This window comes from Lysinibacillus sp. FSL R7-0073 (assembly GCF_038009065.1).
In the GTDB taxonomy this organism is placed as follows: Bacteria; Bacillota; Bacilli; order Bacillales_A; family Planococcaceae; genus Lysinibacillus; species Lysinibacillus fusiformis.
Map to the genome: position 1 here is coordinate 4,301,789 of NZ_JBBPAS010000001.1, position 22,101 is coordinate 4,323,889.

Sequence of the window (22,101 nt, forward strand, 5' to 3'; positions counted from 1 at the left end):
TTCAATGAAAACTATGACGTAAAAGCTTGTAAAATTGTCTCTAATTTCATACCACGGGAACCCTTCAGTAAAACAATAGATGACTCATTAGCAAGTTTTAGTTTTTCAATAATAGCCGTATAATCATCTTCGGCATATAACAATCGTTCTGCTTCAAAGTGCTCTTTTAATACTTTATGAAGATGAGTCATTCGAGGTCCAAATAGACAAACGTAATCAATTTCTTGCTCATCTATATCCTCCGCTAGCCCTTCGTGGAAACGTTGTTCATCTAGCCCAAGTTCTAGCATATCCCCTAATACAAGCCATTTTTCAGGTCGAATAGTTGAAGTAGCGATAAATTGGATTGCCGCTTTTACAGAGGTTGGTGCAGCATTATAAGCATCGTTAATAAATAACGCACCATTTGTACCTTGTACTTGTTGCATCCGCATATCTGTTAATACTACATGCTCTAAGGATGTACGAATTTGCTCATTATTTAAACCTAGTTGATGAGAAATTAACATGGCGACCAAAGTATTTTTTACTTGATGCTTTCCAAGTACGGAAATAAAGAAGTCACCCTCTATCGTACCGTGTGTAGTAAAGCTACTACCATTAGCATTAGCATGAATGTGATCAGCATATAAAAGGTTATATGGCTCTAATCCAAACGCTACAGCATTTAAATGCTGTTCCTTAGCCACTAATTCCTGAAGCAATGGTTCATCTCCATCATAGAATAATAGGCCATCCGGCTGCATTCCTTGAATAATCTCAAACTTTGCCTGTGCGATACCTGCACGGGACCCTAAGTCCTGCATATGGGCCTCACCGATATTTGTAATAACTGTCATATGTGGCTGAGCAAGCTTTGTTAAAAATTCAATTTCCCCGAATCCACTCATTCCCATTTCAAGGACAGCTACCTCTGTATCTTCATCAAGCTGTAAAATGGTAATCGGTAAACCAAGTTGATTATTAAAATTCCCAATTGTTTTTTGAACTTTAAAAAACGGTGCGAGTGTACCCGCTAAAATATCTTTTGTTGATGTTTTACCGTTAGAGCCTGTAATACCAATAAATTTAGCTTTATGTTCCTTCCGATAAGCTCGTGCCATTTCCTGCAAAGCTATTTCTGGATCATCCACAAACAATAAAGGTACACCTTTTGGCGGATTAGGTTCATCCTTTTGCCAGAGAGAAGCACCTGCACCTTTTTCAATTGCCTGAGCAACGAACCGGTGTCCATTTGTTTGCTCACCACGAAATGGTACAAATAAATCCCCCTGTTGAATCGTTCTTGTATCAATGGAAATTCCTGATACAACCGTATCATCGTAAGCCGACATATCCTCATTTAACCATGCAGCTAATTGTTTTAATGTTTTTTTCACAATAATCCCACTCAGTCTTTTTTATAGTGAAGCTGTTGTTTTTCTTCGAAACGTTCAATGGCTAACGTAATCAAACGATTAATTAGCTCTGGATAGCTTACATTTGTATGTTGCCAAAGTAGTGGATACATACTTACTGGCGTGAAGCCAGGCAGTGTATTTACTTCATTAATGTAAACGCTATGATCAGCTGTTACAAAAAAGTCGGCACGAACTAAGCCGCTACCATCAATCGCCTTAAAAGCCCGTTTTGCCAGATCTTTTAAGCTTGATTCTGTTTCCTCTGGTAGCTCAGCTGGAATAATCAGTGCTGTGGAGCCATCCTTGTACTTAGAATCATAGTCATAAAACTCTGTAACAGGTTTAATTTCACCTGGTACCGAAACTTCCGGATAATCATTTCCTAAGACGGCAAGTTCAATTTCTCGAGCGATAATACCTTGCTCGACAACAATTTTACGATCGTATTGTAAGGCAACCTCAATTGCTTTTTTTAATTCATCACGGTTTGTTGCTTTGCTAATCCCAACACTAGATCCTAAATTTGCAGGTTTCACAAACATTGGCCAAGTCAATCTTTCTTCACAGCGTTCAATGATAGCTTGTTGTTCATTCTTCCACTCACTGCGAACAAAGTACGTATAGGGCACTTGTGGTAAACCAGCAATCTCGAATAATTGCTTCATAACCACTTTATCCATACCAGCAGAAGATGCTAAAACCCCATTTCCTACATAGGGCAGATTTAGAACTTCTAGTAAACCTTGCACGGTTCCATCCTCACCATTTGTTCCATGTAGCAATGGGAAAATAACATCGAACTGCACTGAATTGCCATGTTCATCGATTAAAAAATCAGTAATATTATTTTCTAAAATTGTAGTATTATCACCAAATTGTAGTTCTTGGATAGTACTTACAGGCTTTTCTAAACGATCTCCGCGTCGCCATTCTCCTTCAGATGTTATGAAAATCGGATATACTTCATACTCCTCGAAATTCAAAGCACCAGTGACTGCACGAGCTGTCGATAATGATACCTCATGCTCCGCTGACTTTCCGCCGTATAATAAACCGATTCTTTTTTTCATTTTTGTGCCCTCCACATACTTCTTGAGTACTATTAGTTTATCACGAAACGTCTTGACAAATGACATAAAAATCCCACCGTAATTTTCGACGGTGAGATTTGAGTGTATATTTCGTTAAATAATATAAATCAATTCATCGTGCTCAGTTTTCAAAATGGTATTTAAATCGTCCCAAACTTCATCAGGAAAAGAATATTCTGACAGATTGCGAACTTCTATCCCATAAGCCACTTTTGGTTTTTCAATACGATACAACGATAATAATGCACCGTCTTTAGCAAAGGATCGATAAGAACGTAAGAAATCAGGTGAAATGGTAGGGATACTCGATTTTACTTTTCGACGCCAAAATCCAGAGCTACGTTCCTTTTCTCGAATTAAACTATTAAAAACATTTGCCACCAATAAATCCGAATCACTTAAATGTCGGAAATAAATTTTTGTCATTTTTTCTAAATCTGAAGAGTAATAGACGAATCTATTTTGCAATTTGTTAAAAAATGCAGATGTAATCGGTTCTTTTTTATGACTTATGTAAAGCAATTCCCCTTGTTCCATCGGTGTTAGATGGTCCAGCCTCTTCTCATCCATAAAATCGACCCAACATAATTCCTTGGACTCAGCCGATTTTTTTACAAAATGGGGTACTTCTTCATCCAATACATATTCAAATTGTGTATGCATATTAAAAGAACCGTCTTCATAGGAATGTTTTAATAAAAGTAAGTGATGCAGTGGTTCAAGCGAAGCCGCAAATTGAGAGAATTTCAACCCGCTAAAAATGACAAATTTTTCGACATCATTCATATGAACATAAATATGATACATAAAATCATCAGCTGACTTTAATTTTTTAGCCACAACCATCACCCCATTCTCCACTACATTATAAGACTAAACTCGATTTTTTTGAAACATTTTATGTTAATTGTCGTCACAACTATATACGCAGGCATAAAAGTGTTTTTTGCGTTATAATAGGAATGTTAAACATGCATTTGCATATAGGTTTTCAATTACTCAATGAGTTAAAATATTTGCTTAAAAGTTCCATTGACAACGTTCAAAGCAAATTGCAATCTTATCAGTAGACATTCATTCTTTCTGATTTTGCATTTGCTTATTCTTTCAACATTATAAACGAAAATGGGAGAAACGCATTATATTTACTCATATTGAGATACTATTTTAATTTAGGTGGATTTTATGGAAAATAAACGAAATTTCGCAAATCGTTTTGACTGGACTCTTGCTTTTATTCTTTTCACTTTTCTAGTCATTAGTTTGTTAGCTATTGCATCTGCCCAAACATCCGGTCAATATGGCATTAACTACGTTCCAAAACAAATGCAATGGTATGTAATTGGTGCAGTAATTATTGGCATAGTGATGTTTTTTGAGCCAGATCAATATAAAAAAATGTCATGGTATATGTATGGAGCAGGGATTGCCTTATTGGTACTGCTTATTTTTATGCCTGAAGGAGAAGGCCAAATCGGTGCACCAGTCAATGGGGCAAAAAGCTGGTACCATACACCGCTTGGAAACATTCAGCCTTCAGAGTTTATGAAAACATTCTACATCTTAGCACTGGCACGATTAATTAGTAAGCACCATGAAGTCTACTCATTAAGATCATTAAAAACAGACTTCTTATTATTAGGAAAAATCGGTTTAACCCTTATCGTTCCATTAGCTATTATTATGAAACAACCAGACCTTGGTTCAGCACTTGTATTCTTTGCCATTACCGCTGCCCTTATTATTGTAGCAGGTATTTCATGGAAAATAATATTACCTACATTTTTAGGTGGCGTGGTAGCAGGTGGTTCATTACTATGGATGGCTCTCTATATGCAAGATTTCTTAGAGAAAACATTCGGTTTTAAAACGTATCAATTCGCTCGAATCTATTCTTGGCTCGATCCCTACTCCTATTCTTCCAGTGATGGTTACCATTTAATCACATCGCTTAATGCTATTGGATCAGGTGAAATTTTCGGTAAGGGCTTTCGAAACCGAGAAGTATATGTTGCAGAGAACCATACCGATTTCATTTTCACTGTAATCGGTGAGGAATGGGGCTTTATTGGGGCAAGTATTGTTATTTGTATTTTCTTCCTACTAATTTATCATTTAACAAAAACTACTCTTTTATTGAAAGATCCATTTTCAACATATGTTTGTGCTGGTATTATCGCTATGATTACATTCCATGTGTTCGAGAATATAGGAATGACGATTCAATTATTACCGATTACCGGTATTCCACTTCCATTCATTAGCTATGGTGGTAGTTCATTAATGGGGAATGCTCTAGCTATCGGACTTGTCTTTAGTATGAGATTCCACTATCGGACGTACATGTTTACTACACATGATGAAGATGAATAAAAATAGAAAAAGGGAAGCCTCTATTACAGAGACTTCCCTTTTTCTATTTTAAACGAGTTAAGCTTGAACTTGCGGTGTCTGCGTTGGTGGTGTTAGCACTTTTAAAAGTTCTAGTCGAGACTTTGTTACAGTGGCTGTTACACCCAACTTAGATAAATTCGAAACAATCTTTTTCAAATCTACTTCTTTCCTCATACATTCCACCTCAATCTTTCCTCGATTTTATATAACGTTTAATTGGCAAAAAAGTTTCATTTTTCTATGAGTATGATGTCTGACAAGTTTATCATACCATTTAACTTCGCTTTGAAATTTTTCTTTTTTGTGACATTGTAATTTTTTATACCCTGCCATGTTCACCACCAAACATTTATAAACTAACCTAAACACCCATATTTTATTCATTTACTTTATTTCACAACAAAAGAAAAGTCGCCTATCTATGTTTCTCCCTCCGTTTTCTTGTAATAGCAAGAACAACGGGGTTAGAATATACATATTGAAATATTGTATGAAAGCAGGGAACTGTATGAAAAAGGCAATTTTATTATTAATGTCAGTTCAATTCCTCGTTTACCTAGGATTCGGTATTATTATCCCAGTCTTACCAGAGGTTATTGTGCAGCAAAATTGGGATAATCTCCATGTTGGTGGCTTACTGACCGTCTATTCATTAGCTAGCTTTTTCACTGCGCCATTTTGGGGCATGCTATCAGATAAGGTAGGTCGTAAACAGCTAATCTTAACGGGACTAATTGGTTTTAGCCTAAGCTTTGTTATTTTTTCATTATTTATTGATAACTTAGCTATTTTATATGTTTCCCGCGTCGTAGGAGGATTATTTTCTGGAGCTTTATATACAGCTGTAACAGGATTTATTGCAGATATGTCTAGCGAGGAGACACGTAATAAATATATGGGCTTTATGGGTATGTCCATCGGTCTAGGATTTATTTTTGGCCCAGCAATTGGTGGAATGCTAGGGCATTATAGCTTGCAATTACCGTTTATCGCATCAGCTATATTAATTGGACTATTATTTATTTATGCAAGTTTCGTCTTAAAAGAACCTGAAAAACGAAAAGATTCAAATAAACGTGCTATTGTGCCAAAAGGTGCTGGGAAAATGCTACGATACCGTGTACGTTACTTATTTATGTTTTCGTTTTTAGTAACATTTATGTTGGCAGGTGTAGAAGCTACTTTCCAACTGTTCCAAATTGAAAAAATTCAAATTACACCATTACAAATTGGTTATTTATTTATGTTTAGTGGTTTTGTTGATGCTGCGATACAAGGTGGTGTCGTTCGCCGAATTAAAAACGGCAGTGAGACAACTTGGCTAATCGGTGCACAAATTGTAACAGCCGTAGGGATGCTTTTATTCACGTTAACCGCCAACCTATTTATCGCAGGGCTAGCATTATGTGTCTTTACAGCTGGAAACGCACTTGCGAGAACATGTGTTGTTTCGCTATCCTCTAAAGAATCTGGCGGACAATATGGTACAGCGGCAGGACTATCTTATTCCATGGATAATCTAGGACGGATACTTGGCCCACTATTTTTCACCTGGTTATTTACAATGCATGCAAGTCTCGGTTACTATACATCAGCAGTAATCGCCATTCTTTCCATTAGCTTAATTTTTATTTTTAAAGCCTCTAATAAATCGTTGCGTTTTGATTAACATTCATCATGGCTACGATAGAATGATTAACAGGCAATTCGGATTATCTCTAATAAGTCATAGAGATAATCCTTTTCTATGCTAACTAGCTACTTAAAATCTTCTTTCCTCATTTGAAGTAGGCTATACTAAGTTATGTTATTATCAATAGTAAAGGCAGGTGTAGGAATGAGCATTTTTACAGATATAGAATATTTAGTTCCTTTAACTTTATTTTTTAATATTTTATTAGCCATGACTATCATTTTTTTAGAACGTAAAGATGCTACATCTACATGGGCATGGATTCTCGTACTATTTTTCATACCATTAGCTGGGTTTATTTTGTATCTATTACTTGGAAGACAGTTACGAAAAAAACATTTATTCCGTTGGGAAGGGCGTAAAGATATCGGTATTGATACGCTCATCAACTATCAAATGGATGCCATTCGTGATGAAACATTTGAGTTTCGTATTTCAAATGCAGAGAATTATCAAGAGATGATTTACATGCACCTTAGAACAAACAATGCCGTTTTAACGCAGGACAACCATCTAGATATTTTTGATGATGGGGCCAATAAATTTGAACAGCTCCTTAAAGATATTGAAGCGGCTAAGGACCATATCCATATTCAATACTATATCTTCCGCCTAGATGATTTAGGAACACGAATCGTTCAAGCACTAATTAAAAAGTCACAGCAAGGTGTCAAGGTACGCCTCCTCTATGATGAGATGGGCTCACGTAATGTGAAGAAACGTCATTTTAAAGAATTACTTAATGCCGGAGGTGAGGTAGAAGTGTTCTTCCCTTCCATCTTCCCACTACTTAATCCCCGTTTAAATTTTAGGAATCACCGAAAAATCGTTGTCATTGATGGCCGTATTGGCTATATCGGAGGTTTTAATGTTGGGGATGAATATTTAGGCTTACAAAAAAAGTTTGGGTATTGGAGAGATACACATTTACGCATTGAAGGTAGTGCCGTACATCCACTCCAAACACGCTTTTTATTAGATTGGAATCAAGCAAGTTCCCAGCAAAAGATGGGCTATTCGGACCGCTACTTCCCTGCTATTCCGAAAAAAGGTGATGTTGGTTTACAAATTGTATCAAGCGGACCTGACTCCGATTGGGAACAAATTAAGATTGGTTACTTAAAGCTGATAAATATGGCCCAAAAGTATATCTATATTCAAACGCCTTATTTTATTCCGGATGTAAGCTTCTTAGATGCCATTAAAATTGCGACATTGTCCGGTATCGATGTTCGAATTATGATCCCTAACAAGCCAGATCACATGTTTGTTTATTGGGCTACATATTCCTATGTTGGACAGCTACTTCGAGCAGGAGCAAAAGTATATATTTATGAAAAGGGCTTTATTCATGCCAAAGCCATTATTATCGATGATGAAGCTTCCTCTGTTGGTACAGCTAATATCGATGTTCGAAGCTTTAGCTTAAATTTCGAGGTTAATGCCTTTATCTATGATGCCAACATTTCGCATCAGCTGGCGGAGCTGTTTGAAAAGGATATTTTTGATTGTACAGAGCTGACGTGGGAGATGTACCAAAACCGTTCATCATTGATCAAATTTAAAGAATCAATATCTCGGTTATTAACTCCTATCTTATAAAATGAAAAAGGAAGAGAGCTTGTTCGTGTAGAACGGCATCTCTTCCTTTTTCTTATTTCACGCCTAAATATTCTTCTAGCGTAATACTTTGCTTAGCAATTTCTTTAGCTATATCCTTACCAACATAACGATAATGCCAAGACTCATACATATAGCCTGTAATTTCCTCTTTGTTTTGAGGGAATCGTAGAATAAACCCATACTCTTGAGCGTGTGCAAATAACCATTGCCCTGCTGGTGTTTCTCCAAATTCCTCTGTCAGCCATAAATCTTCTTTTCCTCGCTCTCCTATATCAAACGCTAAGCCTGTTTGGTGTTCAGAATAGCCTGGACGAGCACTGTATCGATCTGCCGCTGCTTGTCCATCACGATTAACATAGTTGTTATAAAGTGTTGTTTGATATTCAAAAGAACGATAACCACTAAAAGCAACTAAATCAAACCCTTGTTGCTTGGCAGCCTCTAGCATTTGATTTAGCGCTTGTCTTGCTTCTGGATTTTCCTCAGGTGCAAAGGTAGAAGGAAGCGGATAAATTTTATTTGCTAGCAGAATGCCTTTTATATAAGTTGGTTCGGTAGGTAATGTTTGATTAGGCAGATAGCCATTTTCGTCTGGTTGCTGCTCTGGCTTTTCAGGTGTTTCAGGTGTAGTGTCTGTCTTCTCTGTTGTAGAAGAATCTTGCCCTGTTGATTTATTTGTTTCTGTAGATTTTGGTTGCTCATCAGATGCACTATTTACTTGATTATTTTTATAGTTGTAAACTACAAAAATAGATACGATTAACGCAACAGAAATCAAAGCACCCATGATGAGCAAAAGACGATTGTTTTTCACTATTTATGCCCCTTTTAAAAATAGCACATACGAAAAGAGTAGGTCCTCCCTCTGTAAATACTTATCTTATTTTATTACTTGATTAATATAATCTCATTTTAGCACTGTTCACATTTTCAGGTGTGAAATTCACCTGTTATTTTGTAAATATTAGTCTGTAAGAATAATGATGAATACGCTGATTGAAGCTATCGCAAAAAATATCGCCATATACTTCATCCATTTCGCTTCTTTTCCATACCCTTGTTCTTCAAAACTTTTTGCTCTAAAGCCATTTGACATGGCAAACATAATCGTCATTGCAAGTACTGCAAAATTGAATTTCCCTATAATAATAAATACAAGTGCCGCAATACTAAAAATAGCGACTAAAATGGATGATAGCCATTTTCTGTTCATCATGTTGTCCCCCTAAAAAAATCGAGGCAACAGAGGCGCCTCGACATGAATAAATTATTTTGCTTTTTCTGGATGTTGCGAATAATACTTTCGCCCAATATATGTTTGTAGAATTAACAACGCACCGCTGACAGACCAATATAAAGGTAATGCTGCCATAGATGACATTGAAATAAAGACAATCATAATTGGTGAAATATAAATAAACATTTTCATTTGAGCTTTTTGCTGCTCAGGTACAGTCCATAATGATACTCGTGCCTGAACGAGGTACACAATCCCCGCTACAATCGTCATGACGATATCAGGTGACCCTAAGCTAAACCATAAAAATTCATGTGACTTCACATCTGTTGAATATAAAATCGAGAAATAAAGACCCATAATAATCGGCATTTGGATTAGCATTGGTAAGCATCCCATATTTAATGGATTAATGCCATGCTTTTGATAGAGAGCCATCATTTCTTGTTGATATTGCGTTTGCTCTTCTTTTGTCTTAGCTTCTTTCATTTTTTTCTGAACTGCTTCCATTTCAGGCTTGAACGCATCCATTTTTGTTTTCATCAATTGTTGTTGACGATAATTTTTCAACATAATTGGCATTAAGACTAAACGGATTAGAACAGTAATCGCAATGATTGCTAAACCATAACTACCTGCAAAGATATCGTTCCCGAAAAATTCCAGTAAAAATTCCATAGGTTTTACAAAGATACTATAGAAAAAACCTTCTTTGTTTTGCACTGCTTGACAGCCACTAAGTACAAAAACAGCTAGCCCAAGCATTGAAAATAGTTTCAAATTTTTCATTTTTCCACCTACTATAATTTATCAACTACTGTGAAGTATACCTTATAGGGTCTATCTTTATCAAATAGCAAGTGCTACTATTTATGTTTGTTATTTTCATAAAAAAAGGTGCGAGCTATAGCAGTATAGCTAACACCTCCGCACCTATTATTTTTCTATGCTCAAAAGCTATGCATTTTGCAATTCTGTCTCAGTCATTTCAAATCGGTAAAATTCATGATGAAGCTCATCTCTAAAATGCTTCGGCGTAACACCAGTATACTTTTTGAAAATACGTGTAAAATAACTTTGGTTACAGAAATGGAATTGATCAGATATAGATGTAATACTTTTGTTTGTATGTCGTAAGTAGTATTGAGACTCTTCTACACGTCTAACATTTAAGTATTCAACTAATGTAATACCTACATGTTCTCTAAAAATACGTGATAAGTGACTAGTACTTATATGGAAGTTGTTAGCAATACTTTCCACAGTTAAATCATTTTCTAATTCATCATTTATATACATGATCACTTTGTTGACAGTCTGATGACGGAAAGTCGGTTGTTTGCGATCTGCAATAAAATAAACAAAGAAATCAATTAAATCATCGGCAAATTGCAAAAATTCTGCGTCTTTCATTTGGTTTTCGATCATATCATTACAAGCGATATTGAAAGCAAATGCCTTTTTCGAAGGTACTTGATTGTCTAGCAATTTTCGAGCAACGATCGAAGACAAAACGGAAAAATAACCTCGAACAATTTTAATGACCTGTTTCCCAAAACGAATTGAAAGAATATCAATTAATTCATGTAAAGATTTCTTCGCTTTGGTGGATTCTAAATGGTAAATTTCAAAAATTAATTTCGACTCAATATTAAAAAATTCTTCGACGCCGATATATTGATTTATATTATCGATTTCTTGGAAGTATCTTTTGGAAATCGTTTCTGACATAGAATGTTGATGTAGTTGCATAATCTTCCCCATCTTTCCTCAGAGTGCACGAACTGCATTACAATATTTGACATCAATCCCAATGAATAAAAAATAAGAAAATAGTATTTATTAATTTATCTTGAGAACTGAGTCCTATTTCACATTTTTTTTAAAAAACAACCTTATAAATAACCTAACTTAAACACCAGAACACAAGAAAATAGACTATACAGTGAATTTTACCATATTCTGCGATTTCCTTTCAACCAAATTTTAATTGCTACTCTAGTTCTAATTTATCACATAGGCATAGTAGAAACCTTGTAAACTTATTCCTAACAATTAAATTTTACCATATACGTATCAAAATAAATTAGTAATTATATAAATGTATTTACAAATTATACAAGACAAATTTCACCATTCTAATGAGTCAATCGACATTTTTCTATTTTATTCCTAAATCTTCTCTATATAATTTATATGATTATGTAGTAAAATAGATGATAATACTATTTTTAAAAGTTTAGACGAGGTGTATAAAGTGGAACCAAAACAAATAGAAGAAATTATGGAGATTATTAAGGAATTCTTCCCTGAAAATACTTCCATTGCTATCTCTGATACCAATGAGTATTTGTATTACCAGCCAAGTAAAAAAGTTGATTTAAAAATTAAACCTGGCGATCCTATTAAAGAAGGTTCAGCGGCTCATAAAGCCCTAAGCTATGGCCAAAAAATTAGCTCATACATCGAACCTGATGTTTTCGGTGTAGCATATTACGGTATGAGTATTCCTTTAATGGAGGAAGGCGAAACTAAAGGAGCTATTACTGCTATCTTCCCGCAAAAACCATCAGCATTCTTAACAAACTACATTACCATTAAAATCGATGATTGCTGGTACCCAATTAAGCATGATCAAGTGATTTATTTAGAAACACAACTCCGTAAAACATTTGTTAAAACAATGTCTCGTGAAGGTTATCACCGTTTAAACCTAAGTGATTTAGAGCTATTTTTAGCACCCGATTCATTTATTCGTTGTCACCGCTCTTACATCGTTAACATTGACTACATCGATGAAATTCAACCAGATTCTCACTCAACGTTTTTATTAATTATGAAAGATGGTACTCGTATCCCTGTTAGCCAACGCTATGCAAGCTATTTCCGTCGATCTTTAGGTTTCTAATTTTAAGTACAGCGAGCAATGTATGTGGATTGTTCGCTGTATTTTTTTATTCCTAAAGAGCCCCCTCTTGTCCTCTATTAACAATTTTTGCATAGTTTTTATGTAGAAATTTCCTATATTTATACAGCTCTACAATAAAACGTTTTCTCTGTCGAAAAATCATCTTAATGCTCGATTTTCCTTTTTTTACTCAATTTAATGCTATTCATAAAGTAATTGTGACAATTTGGTGATAGTATTATTCAAATGGTTGGAGTCATACTACAACTGAATAAACAGAAAATTCTCAAATGTTTTTTCTAGTTTTGTAATCGGTTTCCATCAAAATTATTTAGGGGAGGATTTTTTTATGGATGCAAATGTTCAAAAACGCCTAGGTTTAAAAGAACTTGAGAGTAAAATTGTCACTGCTGAAGAAGCAGCAGCGCTTATTTCTAATGGTGATGTAGTTGGGATGAGTGGTTTTACTCGTGCTGGGGACGCAAAAGTTGTGCCAATGGCATTAGTTGAGCGAGCAAAAAATGAAGAATTCAAAATTGATGTATACACAGGTGCATCTTTAGGACCAGAAGTGGATAAGTACTTAGCAGAAGCTGGTGCCATTCGAAAACGTGGACCATTCCAAGGAGACGCTGGTATCCGTAATTTAATTAACTCTGGTGATGTTTTATATGTAGATGCTCACCTTTCTCATAATGCTGAGCTAGTGCGCCAAGGAATTATCGGACCAATCAAGTATTTAATTCTTGAAGCGGTTGCTATTACTGAAGATGGGTTAATCATTCCAACAAACTCTGTAGGTAACTCACCTATCTTTGCAGAATATGCCGAAAATATTATTATCGAGTTAAACATTTCTCATCCTGAAGCTTTAATCGGCATCCATGATATTTATGTACCTGGCGAACAAGGTAAGCGTGAAGCTATTCCAATGACAGACGCTATGCAACGCCTTGGTGATATCGGTATTAAAGTGGATCCAGCTAAAATTAAAGCAATTGTTATTTCTGAAGAGCCAGATGCTCCTTCATTAATCGTACCTCCAGATGAAGAAACACAAAATATGGCAAACATTTTATTAGACTTCTTCCGCGATGAAATTAAAGCAGGTCGTTTAACAAAACAATTAATGCCATTACAATCTGGTGTTGGTTCTGTTGCAAACGCTGTACTTGATGGCTTTGCAGATTCAGAATTTGAAGATTTAATTGTGGCATCAGAAGTACTTCAAGATGCAGTATTTAACTTAATCGATGCAGGTAAGGTTAAATTTGCCGCTGCAACTTCAATTACACTTACTGAAGAATTACAGCAAAAAGTATATGGCAATTTAGAAAAATATGCTGATAAAATTTGCTTACGTCCACAAGAAATTTCTAACCACCCTGAACTTATCCGTCGTTTGGGTCTTATCTCAATCAACACAGCTCTTGAGTTAGATATCTATGGTAACGTAAACTCAACACATGTCTCTGGTACTCGTATGATGAACGGTATCGGTGGTTCAGGAGACTTCGCTCGTAATGCACGCCTTGGTATTTTTGTTACAAAATCATACGCAAAAGGTGGAGCAATTTCTTCTATCGTGCCAATGGTATCTCACGTTGATCATACTGAGCATGATGTAGATGTTATCGTAACAGAACAAGGTATCGCTGACTTACGTGGTCTTGCGCCACAAGAACGTGTACCTTTAATTATTGAAAACTGTGCACACCCAGATTATAAAGAGCAATTATGGGATTACTATAACCGTGCTGTCGAAGCAACTGGTAGCCATCAAACGCCTCACCTTTTAGAGGAAGCACTTTCTTGGCATGTAAACCTTGCTAAAAACAAAACAATGAAAAAAGAAGTTTCAAAAGCTTAATCATCAATTTTCTGGACGCCTACTAAGTGAAAACTTATTGGGCGTTCTTTTTTATTGGAAATGTTATAATAGAATATATGCAACTAACTTACTAATTTGTTCTAATTCATGGGAGGAGCTATGAAAAAATTTATTTATGTAATTATTTTCTTTTCTTTTTTCGACCTTTTTACCCAGCTACCTGTTATGAGTACATATGCAGAGTCTTTAGGCGCATCGGCATTCCTTACAGGTCTTGCAGTAGGTATGTATTCGTTATCCAATACATTTGGTAATATCATTTCAGGCTTTTTAACGGATCGCAAAGGACCTTTTATCATACTCATCGTTGGTCTCATAACAACTGGTTTATCGTTAACACTTTATAATTTAGTAGAGGAGCCTATTGCGCTTTTAGTAGTCCGTTTTATTCATGGACTTGTTGCAGGCTTCATTGTCCCTGCCGCCTTTACATTTTTAGCAAATGCTACTGAGCAAGAAAAAAGAGGTAAGGGTAGTGCTATTTCTGGCGCATTTGTTGGTATTGCTGCTATTATTGGCCCTGCTTTTAGTGGTATTCTAGCAAGCCGGACAAGTGTCCCATTTGTTTTTAATATCTCTGCAAGCTTCATGCTTTTATTAGGTATCCTTTCTTTCTTTTTACTAAGAGCAAATCAAGTAAAAAAAGAGAAAGCGGCACCAAGTACATATATTCCGATAAGTGTATTCTTTAATAATACAGGAACATTAAAGGCATTTTCAGGAGCCTTCTTTTTAATGTTTTCACAAGGTGTAATTGCATATCTTCTACCGCTCAAAGTTCAATCTCTAGGCTTTGACTCCCGTTTAAGTGGCACATTGATGAGCACATTTGGTATTATCGCTGTACTTGTTTTTTTATTACCAACTAATCGTATTTTTGATAAGGTTAATCCTCTAAAAACATTGTCACTCGGTATTGGATTAATGGGATTAAGCCAATTATTAATTAGCCAAGCGGATTCTAGCTCTTTGCTTTACCTAGCAATGGCATGTTATGGGGTAGGGTTTGGATTCCTTTTCCCTTCCGTCAATTCACTTTTAATAGATTCCACAACTGCTGAAATACGAGGAAAAGCATATGGTTATTTCTATGCATTTTTCTCTCTCGGTGTAGTATTAGGTTCTTCCTTGTTAGGATGGCTATCACTTGGAGTGATCAGCGGCTTTATCTTTACGGGAATTGTATTATTAATATTTGCAGGAGTAATCCTATTCCCACACAAAAGACCTTCTCATGCATAGATGAGAAGGTTTTGTCATTATTTTTCCTTATCTTGAATTTCCTCATTATAGAAGTGGACACCAGTATGTCCTCCACCTTCAGCGACCATTTCATTTGAGGCGATCTTCGTTGGAGAAGTACCAGCCTCTGTTGCTACCTCTGTTGATACGCGTTCTGCAATATTGTCGTGCATATCAGGACCTGTTGTCAGATAGGATTCTAATCTTGATTTCATATTATTAAACATCGATAGTGCTTTATCACGGTTCTCTTTTTTACTTAAATAAGATGCTGCTAATCCCGCTAATCCTGCAATGACAACACCTGTTCCTTTTCGTTTAGCCATAATTTATTACCTCCTAAAAATATAGAAACTAGCTCTGTACTATAGTTTTTCCCTATTCTTAGAAGAATAAACATTTATTTTTTTATCTCTATCTGCATATATATAAGAATAAGAAATATACTTGCCTAAATATCCGCCGTACTAACCATTCTTCTATTAACATTTAGCTTAATTTTCGACATTTATTATAATTATGTAATTTTTTATGATTATAAAAGGCAAGTAAAGGGAATTAATAAATTAATACTAATAATAGGAGCGTGATTATGATGAAGGAATTCGATTTAGCGTATGATTGGATAGACATGGCTTCATTAGTAGGTGGGGCAGGCCTTTTAACCGTACTAATTTATGGTGTTATTCTTCTGTAAGGAGCTACTTGAATGAGTTACTTTAGCAATTAAAAGGCAATCCGCTTACCCTATAAGCAGATTGCCTTTATTTTATCGTTTTACATCATTATAAGCATCTGATTTGGCAAAGGCCGCAACTACATAGGAACAAACCGCTTCCATCTTATAATCATGTTCTCGCGCATACTGTGCTGCCTGATCAAGCAATTGTTTGGCCACCCCTTGACCTCGGAGTTTATCTGATACATATGTGTGATCCATTACCATTACTTGCCCGTTTTGCTGCCAAGTAATTTCTGCAAGTCTTTCCCCTGCTTGCTCATTCAAAAATGCAAATTTATTCCCTGCTAATTGCTGTAATTGAAATTCCATTTTTCACCACTCCTTTTATTCATAGTACCATAGCTTTTTGGATTTTCCCAAAACTTGCGACTCTTCTAAACAAAAAGAATCTGTCCACTCATTCAAGTATATGAGTATGACAGATTCTTTTATTATTCATTATTAGTTAAACCAAGAAGATATAGTATCTTTTAAATTAGCAAAGAAGCTTTTCACACTCTCCCAGAAGCCTTTATCTTCCATAAGAGAGCCAAACTTTTCCTGAATCGTATTACTAATATCGTTTAATTGTTCAGACCATTTACTGAAATCAATATCCAGCTTACTGATTTTATCCATTAAATCTACAAGCAATTGACGGTCCTTTTCACTTAAATTGATTTCAAGCTTGTTTAATTGCTCTTGAACGATTTTTTCAACGTCTTCACGTGTAGCTGGCTTTAATTCAGCAATTTGTTTTTTAATTTCTGTTAGTAATTCAGCTACCTTTGCATCATCCACACCTGCAGATTCAGCAATAGATGTCGCAACTGATAACTCCTCATTTGCTACATCTGTTCGTTCAATATCAAGCGTTTCACCTGTAGTGACCTCGTATGCCTTGTAAATACCTACTAACGCCGAATGCCCTGTTACCGCCTTAGGTGCAGCCACCTGTACTGTAGCATCTTCAATCCCCGCCGTTAACATTGCATTCGCGTACATTTCAGATGTCACCTGTGTAATATTTGTTGGTGTGACAATTTCTATTACTAGACCTTCCCCTGCATCTCTTCGTGTAATTTTAGCAGAAGAATACATGCGGGAACTTGAATTACTATCTTTAATGTATTTAACTAAATCCTGACCTGATACCGTTATTTCTTCGATTTCAGGTTCTTCATTTACTTTCAATGATTTCTTTACTGACTCTTTTTCAGCTTCAGATAAATTTGCCCCATATACAATGATTGGTACGCCTAACTTCTCATCAATTGCTTTCGGAGGCGTATTATCAGATGCAAACCCTGTCGCTGGTGCCATCACACCAAATACCAACATAGTAGCTGTTAGTATTTTAATCCAAGTTTTTTTCAAATCGTGTGACCCCCTTTCGATAAAACCTCATAATTAGCCTGTATAATGTATACCACTATACAGTTATTAGTACGTAAAAAAGAAGAGAAGGTTTCAAGGATGTCTCTTGTCGCTATTTTTTGGTTTATTTTTAAACGTTCACTAGACTTCCTCAGTCCAGCCGTCCTGTTGCTTCACTTTACCAGCTTTCATCAATGTTCCTAAGGCACGTTTAAAGGCACCCTTACTCATATGAAACATTTCTTGAATTTCTTCAGGAGAGGATTTATCGCCAAATGGCATTTTGCCCCCAACATCCTGTAGATAGCTCAAAATTTGCTGCGCATCATCGGAAAGGCGCTCGTGTTTTCGAGGCAAAAGAGAACCGTTCATTGAACCATCTTCTTTTACATCAATAATTCGAACTACTACATCTTGTCCCAAGCGTGGCTCCGCATTGAGCTCTGATTCATGCACAAAAATACGATATGGATGTTCTACACCTAGCAAAAACGAGCCAACTGGTAACAAACGATATGGACGTGCCTGAATGTTTTTATTATGCAAATCTTCAAATGCACCTTCATATAGCTCAGAAATCTTTTCTTCTGTTGCTAATCGTCCAAATAAATCACCGTTACGATCTGTGCGTAGTGTCATAAATAAATGATCGCCTGGAACCGGCCACACCTCTTTTAATGGTGGTAAATCCTCTGCTTTTACTAATACTTCACGGGAGGAACCAATATCTACATAAGCCCCTTCACGTTCTACTACTTTTAGCACTCTTGCCCAACCATATTCTCCTTGTGTAAAAGCTGGGATAGCTGTTGTAGCAGCCAGATCCCCTCGTCGATCTACAAATAAAAATACTTCAAGGCGATCACCTACTGTTAGCGGCTCTGTTACCTCTGAAGCATTTAAAGGAAGTTCTTCAACTCCATTTGTTAAAATCCATTTTGATGTTTGTTGCTCTAATACCGTTAATGTAACGACTTCACCTGATTTTAATGCGTCCATATTGTCTCCCTTTCCTTCACACCATCATTTTATAGATTGTGCTGTGTCTTTGATGCCTCTAATTTTTTCACGATGTCTGGATTCTCTTCCATTACTTGCACAAGGTCTGCTATACGATCGATTGAATTCCAACTTAAATGATGCTCTATTCCTTCAACATCATTATATATTCGCTCTTCATCCACACCAATCATTCGTAAAAACTGCTCGAGCAATTCATGGCGCTGCACAAGACGCTTTCCAAGCTTTTCGCCTTTCGGCGTCAATGTCAGTCCACGGTATTTTTCATAAACTAAATAACCATCTTTATCTAATTTTTGAACCATTTTTGTAACAGAAGAAGGAAGAACAGATAATGCTTCAGCAATGTCAGACACTCGCGCATATCCTTTGTTAGCGATTAGTAAATAAATTTGTTCGATATGGTCCTCCATACTAGGTGTTGGCATATCTTTTTCCCTCTCTTTCCTTTTCTTACTCTCTAGTTTACTACAAGCTTGGCTTAAAAGTTAACTGAAAATACATATGCCAGAAAATCACTACCTGTACAACTTAAAAAGAGCCTCTTCATTTAAGAAGTAGGCTCCACTTTGTGTCGAGGATACTTATTTACCACATGTAACGCGTGAATAATCTCTTTGTTAATGCGCTCAATACTTTCAGGAGTATTCATTTCCTTAAATGCCGCGTCTCTAGCTTCCATAGATGTAACATACTTACTCGGCAATGCATTTAGTGTAAGTGCCACCGTGTCTAGTTCACAGATTTCGCATTTACAAAATGTTTGATATTCCGGTCCTCGTAGTAAAAAGCTTACTAAACCACGCACAATCTCTTCTGTAACGTTTACTAAAATAGGATCTGACTTATTCAAACTTTCGCCTCATTTATATTGAATGGTTACATTACTCCTGAAACTATAATAGCTTTTAAAAAGTTCTTTTTCAAGAATCACTAGTAGCATCTATTCGCACAAAATTAGTAGTGTCAAAGTAAGATTAATCTCCTACTTTTTACAGTAAAATCACATCTTACCTACTACTTTTTTGCTTTTATTAGTCTTAATGAATTAAAAACAACTAATAAGGTTGCACCCATATCTGCAAAAATTGCTATCCATAATGTCAGCCATCCTGGGATAACTAGCAATAACGCAATTAATTTTAAGGCTAGGGCAAAAATAATATTTTCTTTAATAATGCGTAGTGTTTTTCTGCTTAACCCAATTGTGTATGGGAGCTTTGTTAAATCGTCACCCATTAAGGCAATATCAGCTGTCTCAAGGGCTGCATCTGTGCCTGCTCCTCCCATTGCAATTCCCACATTTGCAGTGGCCAATGCTGGCGCATCATTAACGCCATCCCCAACCATTGCTACGGCTCCAAACTGTGCACGTAAATCTTTAATCGCCATTAATTTTTCCTCTGGTAATAAACCAGCACGCACATCTGTTACCTGTAATGATGTAGCAATTGCCTTAGCAGTAGGCTCTGCATCTCCTGTTAACATCACCATATGCTTTACTTTTAGGGCATTAAGTTTTTTCAATACATCCTTACTTTCATGACGCAATTGATCAGCAATCCCAATTAATCCAATGAGTTGGCTTTTCGAAACTGCTGCTACTACTGTCTTACCCTGTTCCTGTAGTTTTTTAACCTGATTTTCTATATTTTTATCGATAGAAGCTAATGTGGATACCCACTTCATGCTACCTACGTAAATAATCTGCTGATCAACCGTTGCAAAGGCTCCTTTGCCTGTGACTGATTGGAATTCTGTAGGCACTAGCTCAGATAAATTTTTATCGTGTAATCTATTTAATATAGCTTTTGCCAAAGGGTGCTGGGACTGTTTTTCTACTGCTGCTACTAGTTGTAATACATAGTCCTCTGACCAACCATCCATTGTCACTATATCCGTAACGGCTGGCTGTCCTTCGGTTAATGTACCTGTTTTATCAAAGGCTACCGCTTCAATATGTCCTAATTGTTCTAAATGAATCCCGCCTTTAATAAGTACACCTTGTCTTGCAGCATTCCCAATCGCAGTGACTATAGCCACCGGTGTAGAAACAACGAGTGCACAAGGACATCCTACCACTAACACCGCTAAGCCTTGGTAAATCCAGTGCTGCCAATCGCCTATAAATAAAGGTGGAATAACAGCTACTAAAAAAGCAACAATTATAATAGCTGGTGTGTAATACTTGGCAAAGCGATCTACAAATTGCTGAGAAGGTGCTTTTTCTGCCTGTGCCTCTTCTACAAGATGAATGATCTTAGCAATTGTTGTATCTTCTACTCGCTTTGTCACGCGAACTTCAAGCGCACCCTCTTCATTTAATGTACCTGCGAATACTTCATCATTCACTGTTTTATTCACCGGAATGGACTCACCTGTTATAGCAGCTTGATTCACTGCAGATAGCCCGCTAATGACAATGCCATCCATCGCAATCTTTTGCCCAGGCTTTACAAGTAAAATATCCCCTATCTCGATATCTTCCGTCGGCAGTTCAAGCTCATGAAAATGCTCGCCATGTGCTCTTTTAATAATAGCTGTTGGTGGAGCGATATCCATTAACCCTCGAATAGATTGTCTTGCCTTATCCATAGAGTAAGCTTCAAGTGCTTCACTCACCGCAAATAGAAAGACTACAACTGCCGCTTCTTCCCATTCCCCAATAATAGCAGCTCCAATAATAGCGATTGTCATAAGGGTCTTCATATCGAATTCAAAGCGAGCTAAATTACGGAAGCCCGTTTTAAAAATACCAATTCCCCCTACAAGAATAGCTATGATGAACATGGCTATTGGGATCGGGTTTGTTTCTCCCTGCATAGAAACAAATAAATATCCTAGAATGACAAAGAACAAAGATATCCCTGCCAAAATATTTTCTTTTTTACGGTAAAAAGGTGTAGATTTTTCAACTGTTCTCACTGCTGATTGCGACACCTTGATCCCATCAAAGGCACCTGCTTCTTCAATTTGATTCACACTAATGTTGCCGACTACCGTTATTTTAGAAGCACCAAAGTTGACTTGTGCATCCTCCACCTCAGGAATAGACTTTACATTTTTCTCAAACTTCGCTGCACAGCTAGCACAGGAAAGATTTTGCAATCTGTATTCTTGTTTAGTTGGCGTCGCTACCATTCGCAATCCCCTCTTTCGCATGTTCATAGGCAATTGTTACAATTTGAAATACATGCTCATCCGCTAAAGAGTAATACATCTGCTTCCCTTTGCGGTGTGACTTTGCTAAATTATTATCTTTTAAATAACGTAAATGATGTGATGCTGTTGCGACTGACGAGCCAATAATCGATGCTACATCACAAACACATAATTCATCCTCTACCGTTAAAGCAAAGGCGATTTTAAGCCTTGTTTCATCAGATAATGCTTTTAAAAACTTTGCTACCCCTGATAGATCAGGCATTTGTTGTTGTACCTTAGTGACTGCTTCTTCATGTACTTGTGTCACCTCACAAATTTCTTTTGGCATTGTACCTCACC

At 36.4% G+C, this 22,101-nt stretch carries 22 protein-coding genes; 6 read left to right on the forward strand and 16 right to left on the reverse strand.

What is annotated here, in order from left to right; all coding sequences use genetic code 11:
* Positions 1 to 11: 11 nt before the first annotated feature.
* From MKY88_RS21610 to MKY88_RS21620, 3 genes are all read right to left on the reverse strand, one after another.
* Positions 12 to 1,379 (reverse strand): UDP-N-acetylmuramoyl-tripeptide--D-alanyl-D-alanine ligase, encoded by a 1,368-nt coding sequence (locus MKY88_RS21610; RefSeq protein WP_340814687.1) that lies wholly within the window; start codon positions 1,377 to 1,379, stop codon positions 12 to 14.
* 11 nt (positions 1,380 to 1,390) lie between these two features.
* Positions 1,391 to 2,470 (reverse strand): D-alanine--D-alanine ligase, encoded by a 1,080-nt coding sequence (locus tag MKY88_RS21615; protein WP_069482831.1) that lies wholly within the window; start codon positions 2,468 to 2,470, stop codon positions 1,391 to 1,393.
* A gap of 114 nt (positions 2,471 to 2,584) precedes the next feature.
* Positions 2,585 to 3,337 carry a hypothetical protein gene (locus MKY88_RS21620; protein WP_069482832.1) on the reverse strand — a complete coding sequence of 251 codons (753 nt, stop codon included), beginning with the start codon at positions 3,335 to 3,337 and terminating at the stop codon, positions 2,585 to 2,587.
* A 339-nt stretch (positions 3,338 to 3,676) separates the two neighbouring features.
* Here MKY88_RS21620 and MKY88_RS21625 point away from each other — a divergent pair, with 339 nt between their 5' ends.
* Positions 3,677 to 4,864, forward strand: a complete 1,188-nt coding sequence (locus MKY88_RS21625) for an FtsW/RodA/SpoVE family cell cycle protein (RefSeq protein WP_328204823.1) — start codon at positions 3,677 to 3,679, stop codon at positions 4,862 to 4,864.
* Between the two features lie 57 nt (positions 4,865 to 4,921).
* Here the strand turns inward: MKY88_RS21625 and MKY88_RS21630 are convergent, their stop codons facing one another.
* A complete protein-coding gene (locus tag MKY88_RS21630) occupies positions 4,922 to 5,059 on the reverse strand; it encodes an Lmo0850 family protein (protein ID WP_164908744.1) in 138 nt (45 codons plus the stop codon).
* A 334-nt stretch (positions 5,060 to 5,393) separates the two neighbouring features.
* Between MKY88_RS21630 and MKY88_RS21635 the strand changes: the two genes are divergently transcribed.
* Both MKY88_RS21635 and cls read left to right on the forward strand, forming a co-directional pair.
* The gene (locus tag MKY88_RS21635; protein ID WP_340814688.1) at positions 5,394 to 6,554 is read left to right on the forward strand and encodes an MFS transporter; all 1,161 of its coding nucleotides are present in this window, start codon (positions 5,394 to 5,396) and stop codon (positions 6,552 to 6,554) included.
* Positions 6,555 to 6,722: 168 nt separating this feature from the next.
* The gene (gene cls / locus MKY88_RS21640) at positions 6,723 to 8,180 is read left to right on the forward strand and encodes a cardiolipin synthase (RefSeq protein ID WP_069483435.1); all 1,458 of its coding nucleotides are present in this window, start codon (positions 6,723 to 6,725) and stop codon (positions 8,178 to 8,180) included.
* A gap of 52 nt (positions 8,181 to 8,232) precedes the next feature.
* Here cls and MKY88_RS21645 read toward each other — a convergent pair whose 3' ends face one another.
* The 4 genes from MKY88_RS21645 to MKY88_RS21660 form a co-directional block, all read right to left on the reverse strand.
* Positions 8,233 to 9,015, reverse strand: coding sequence for a D-alanyl-D-alanine carboxypeptidase family protein (locus tag MKY88_RS21645; protein ID WP_069482835.1), 783 nt, complete (start codon positions 9,013 to 9,015; stop codon positions 8,233 to 8,235).
* 150 nt (positions 9,016 to 9,165) lie between these two features.
* Positions 9,166 to 9,417 carry a hypothetical protein gene (locus tag MKY88_RS21650; protein ID WP_340814689.1) on the reverse strand — a complete coding sequence of 84 codons (252 nt, stop codon included), beginning with the start codon at positions 9,415 to 9,417 and terminating at the stop codon, positions 9,166 to 9,168.
* Positions 9,418 to 9,468: 51 nt separating this feature from the next.
* Positions 9,469 to 10,227 (reverse strand): membrane protein insertase YidC, encoded by a 759-nt coding sequence (yidC, locus tag MKY88_RS21655; RefSeq protein WP_069482837.1) that lies wholly within the window; start codon positions 10,225 to 10,227, stop codon positions 9,469 to 9,471.
* Between the two features lie 168 nt (positions 10,228 to 10,395).
* A complete protein-coding gene (locus tag MKY88_RS21660; protein WP_069482838.1) occupies positions 10,396 to 11,190 on the reverse strand; it encodes a helix-turn-helix transcriptional regulator in 795 nt (264 codons plus the stop codon).
* Between the two features lie 505 nt (positions 11,191 to 11,695).
* Here MKY88_RS21660 and MKY88_RS21665 point away from each other — a divergent pair.
* From MKY88_RS21665 to MKY88_RS21675, 3 genes are all read left to right on the forward strand, one after another.
* Positions 11,696 to 12,346, forward strand: coding sequence for a LytTR family DNA-binding domain-containing protein (locus tag MKY88_RS21665; protein ID WP_008177095.1), 651 nt, complete (start codon positions 11,696 to 11,698; stop codon positions 12,344 to 12,346).
* 349 nt (positions 12,347 to 12,695) lie between these two features.
* Complete coding sequence (locus MKY88_RS21670) at positions 12,696 to 14,216, forward strand: succinate CoA transferase (RefSeq protein WP_328204826.1); 1,521 nt, start codon at positions 12,696 to 12,698, stop codon at positions 14,214 to 14,216.
* 120 nt (positions 14,217 to 14,336) lie between these two features.
* Entirely contained in the window at positions 14,337 to 15,479 is a 1,143-nt protein-coding gene (locus MKY88_RS21675) for an MFS transporter (protein ID WP_328204828.1), read from the forward strand.
* Between the two features lie 17 nt (positions 15,480 to 15,496).
* Here MKY88_RS21675 and MKY88_RS21680 read toward each other — a convergent pair whose 3' ends face one another.
* From MKY88_RS21680 to MKY88_RS21715, 8 genes are all read right to left on the reverse strand, one after another.
* A complete protein-coding gene (locus MKY88_RS21680; protein WP_008177106.1) occupies positions 15,497 to 15,805 on the reverse strand; it encodes a hypothetical protein in 309 nt (102 codons plus the stop codon).
* Between the two features lie 443 nt (positions 15,806 to 16,248).
* On the reverse strand, positions 16,249 to 16,530 hold the full coding sequence (locus tag MKY88_RS21685; protein WP_069482841.1) for a GNAT family N-acetyltransferase: 282 nt from the start codon (positions 16,528 to 16,530) through the stop codon (positions 16,249 to 16,251).
* A 132-nt stretch (positions 16,531 to 16,662) separates the two neighbouring features.
* On the reverse strand, positions 16,663 to 17,577 hold the full coding sequence (locus tag MKY88_RS21690; protein ID WP_258269486.1) for a DUF1002 domain-containing protein: 915 nt from the start codon (positions 17,575 to 17,577) through the stop codon (positions 16,663 to 16,665).
* Between the two features lie 141 nt (positions 17,578 to 17,718).
* Complete coding sequence (locus MKY88_RS21695; protein ID WP_193833241.1) at positions 17,719 to 18,576, reverse strand: CvfB family protein; 858 nt, start codon at positions 18,574 to 18,576, stop codon at positions 17,719 to 17,721.
* A gap of 29 nt (positions 18,577 to 18,605) precedes the next feature.
* Positions 18,606 to 19,025 (reverse strand): transcriptional regulator MntR, encoded by a 420-nt coding sequence (gene mntR, locus MKY88_RS21700; RefSeq protein ID WP_008177112.1) that lies wholly within the window; start codon positions 19,023 to 19,025, stop codon positions 18,606 to 18,608.
* A gap of 122 nt (positions 19,026 to 19,147) precedes the next feature.
* Positions 19,148 to 19,450, reverse strand: a complete 303-nt coding sequence (locus MKY88_RS21705) for a late competence development ComFB family protein (RefSeq protein ID WP_069482844.1) — start codon at positions 19,448 to 19,450, stop codon at positions 19,148 to 19,150.
* Positions 19,451 to 19,614: 164 nt separating this feature from the next.
* Positions 19,615 to 21,738: a heavy metal translocating P-type ATPase gene (locus MKY88_RS21710; RefSeq protein WP_340814691.1), complete on the reverse strand. Its 2,124-nt coding sequence runs from the start codon at positions 21,736 to 21,738 to the stop codon at positions 19,615 to 19,617.
* The gene (locus tag MKY88_RS21715; RefSeq protein WP_008177117.1) at positions 21,719 to 22,090 is read right to left on the reverse strand and encodes an ArsR/SmtB family transcription factor; all 372 of its coding nucleotides are present in this window, start codon (positions 22,088 to 22,090) and stop codon (positions 21,719 to 21,721) included. The genes MKY88_RS21710 and MKY88_RS21715 overlap by 20 nt, the downstream gene beginning before the upstream one ends.
* Between the last annotated feature and the right edge of the window lie 11 nt (positions 22,091 to 22,101).

Coding starts and splice junctions, on each gene's coding strand:
- yidC (WP_069482837.1), bottom strand. CDS start 10,227: ATGAAAAATTTGAAACTATTTTCAATGCTTGGGCTAGCTGTTTTTGTA.
- MKY88_RS21650 (WP_340814689.1), bottom strand. CDS start 9,417: ATGATGAACAGAAAATGGCTATCATCCATTTTAGTCGCTATTTTTAGT.
- MKY88_RS21620 (WP_069482832.1), bottom strand. CDS start 3,337: ATGGTTGTGGCTAAAAAATTAAAGTCAGCTGATGATTTTATGTATCAT.
- MKY88_RS21680 (WP_008177106.1), bottom strand. CDS start 15,805: ATGGCTAAACGAAAAGGAACAGGTGTTGTCATTGCAGGATTAGCGGGA.
- mntR (WP_008177112.1), bottom strand. CDS start 19,025: ATGCCAACACCTAGTATGGAGGACCATATCGAACAAATTTATTTACTA.
- MKY88_RS21660 (WP_069482838.1), bottom strand. CDS start 11,190: ATGCAACTACATCAACATTCTATGTCAGAAACGATTTCCAAAAGATAC.
- MKY88_RS21715 (WP_008177117.1), bottom strand. CDS start 22,090: ATGCCAAAAGAAATTTGTGAGGTGACACAAGTACATGAAGAAGCAGTC.
- MKY88_RS21675 (WP_328204828.1), top strand. CDS start 14,337: ATGAAAAAATTTATTTATGTAATTATTTTCTTTTCTTTTTTCGACCTT.
- MKY88_RS21670 (WP_328204826.1), top strand. CDS start 12,696: ATGGATGCAAATGTTCAAAAACGCCTAGGTTTAAAAGAACTTGAGAGT.
- MKY88_RS21630 (WP_164908744.1), bottom strand. CDS start 5,059: ATGAGGAAAGAAGTAGATTTGAAAAAGATTGTTTCGAATTTATCTAAG.
- cls (WP_069483435.1), top strand. CDS start 6,723: ATGAGCATTTTTACAGATATAGAATATTTAGTTCCTTTAACTTTATTT.
- MKY88_RS21635 (WP_340814688.1), top strand. CDS start 5,394: ATGAAAAAGGCAATTTTATTATTAATGTCAGTTCAATTCCTCGTTTAC.
- MKY88_RS21615 (WP_069482831.1), bottom strand. CDS start 2,470: ATGAAAAAAAGAATCGGTTTATTATACGGCGGAAAGTCAGCGGAGCAT.
- MKY88_RS21695 (WP_193833241.1), bottom strand. CDS start 18,576: ATGGACGCATTAAAATCAGGTGAAGTCGTTACATTAACGGTATTAGAG.
- MKY88_RS21625 (WP_328204823.1), top strand. CDS start 3,677: ATGGAAAATAAACGAAATTTCGCAAATCGTTTTGACTGGACTCTTGCT.
- MKY88_RS21710 (WP_340814691.1), bottom strand. CDS start 21,738: ATGGTAGCGACGCCAACTAAACAAGAATACAGATTGCAAAATCTTTCC.
- MKY88_RS21685 (WP_069482841.1), bottom strand. CDS start 16,530: ATGGAATTTCAATTACAGCAATTAGCAGGGAATAAATTTGCATTTTTG.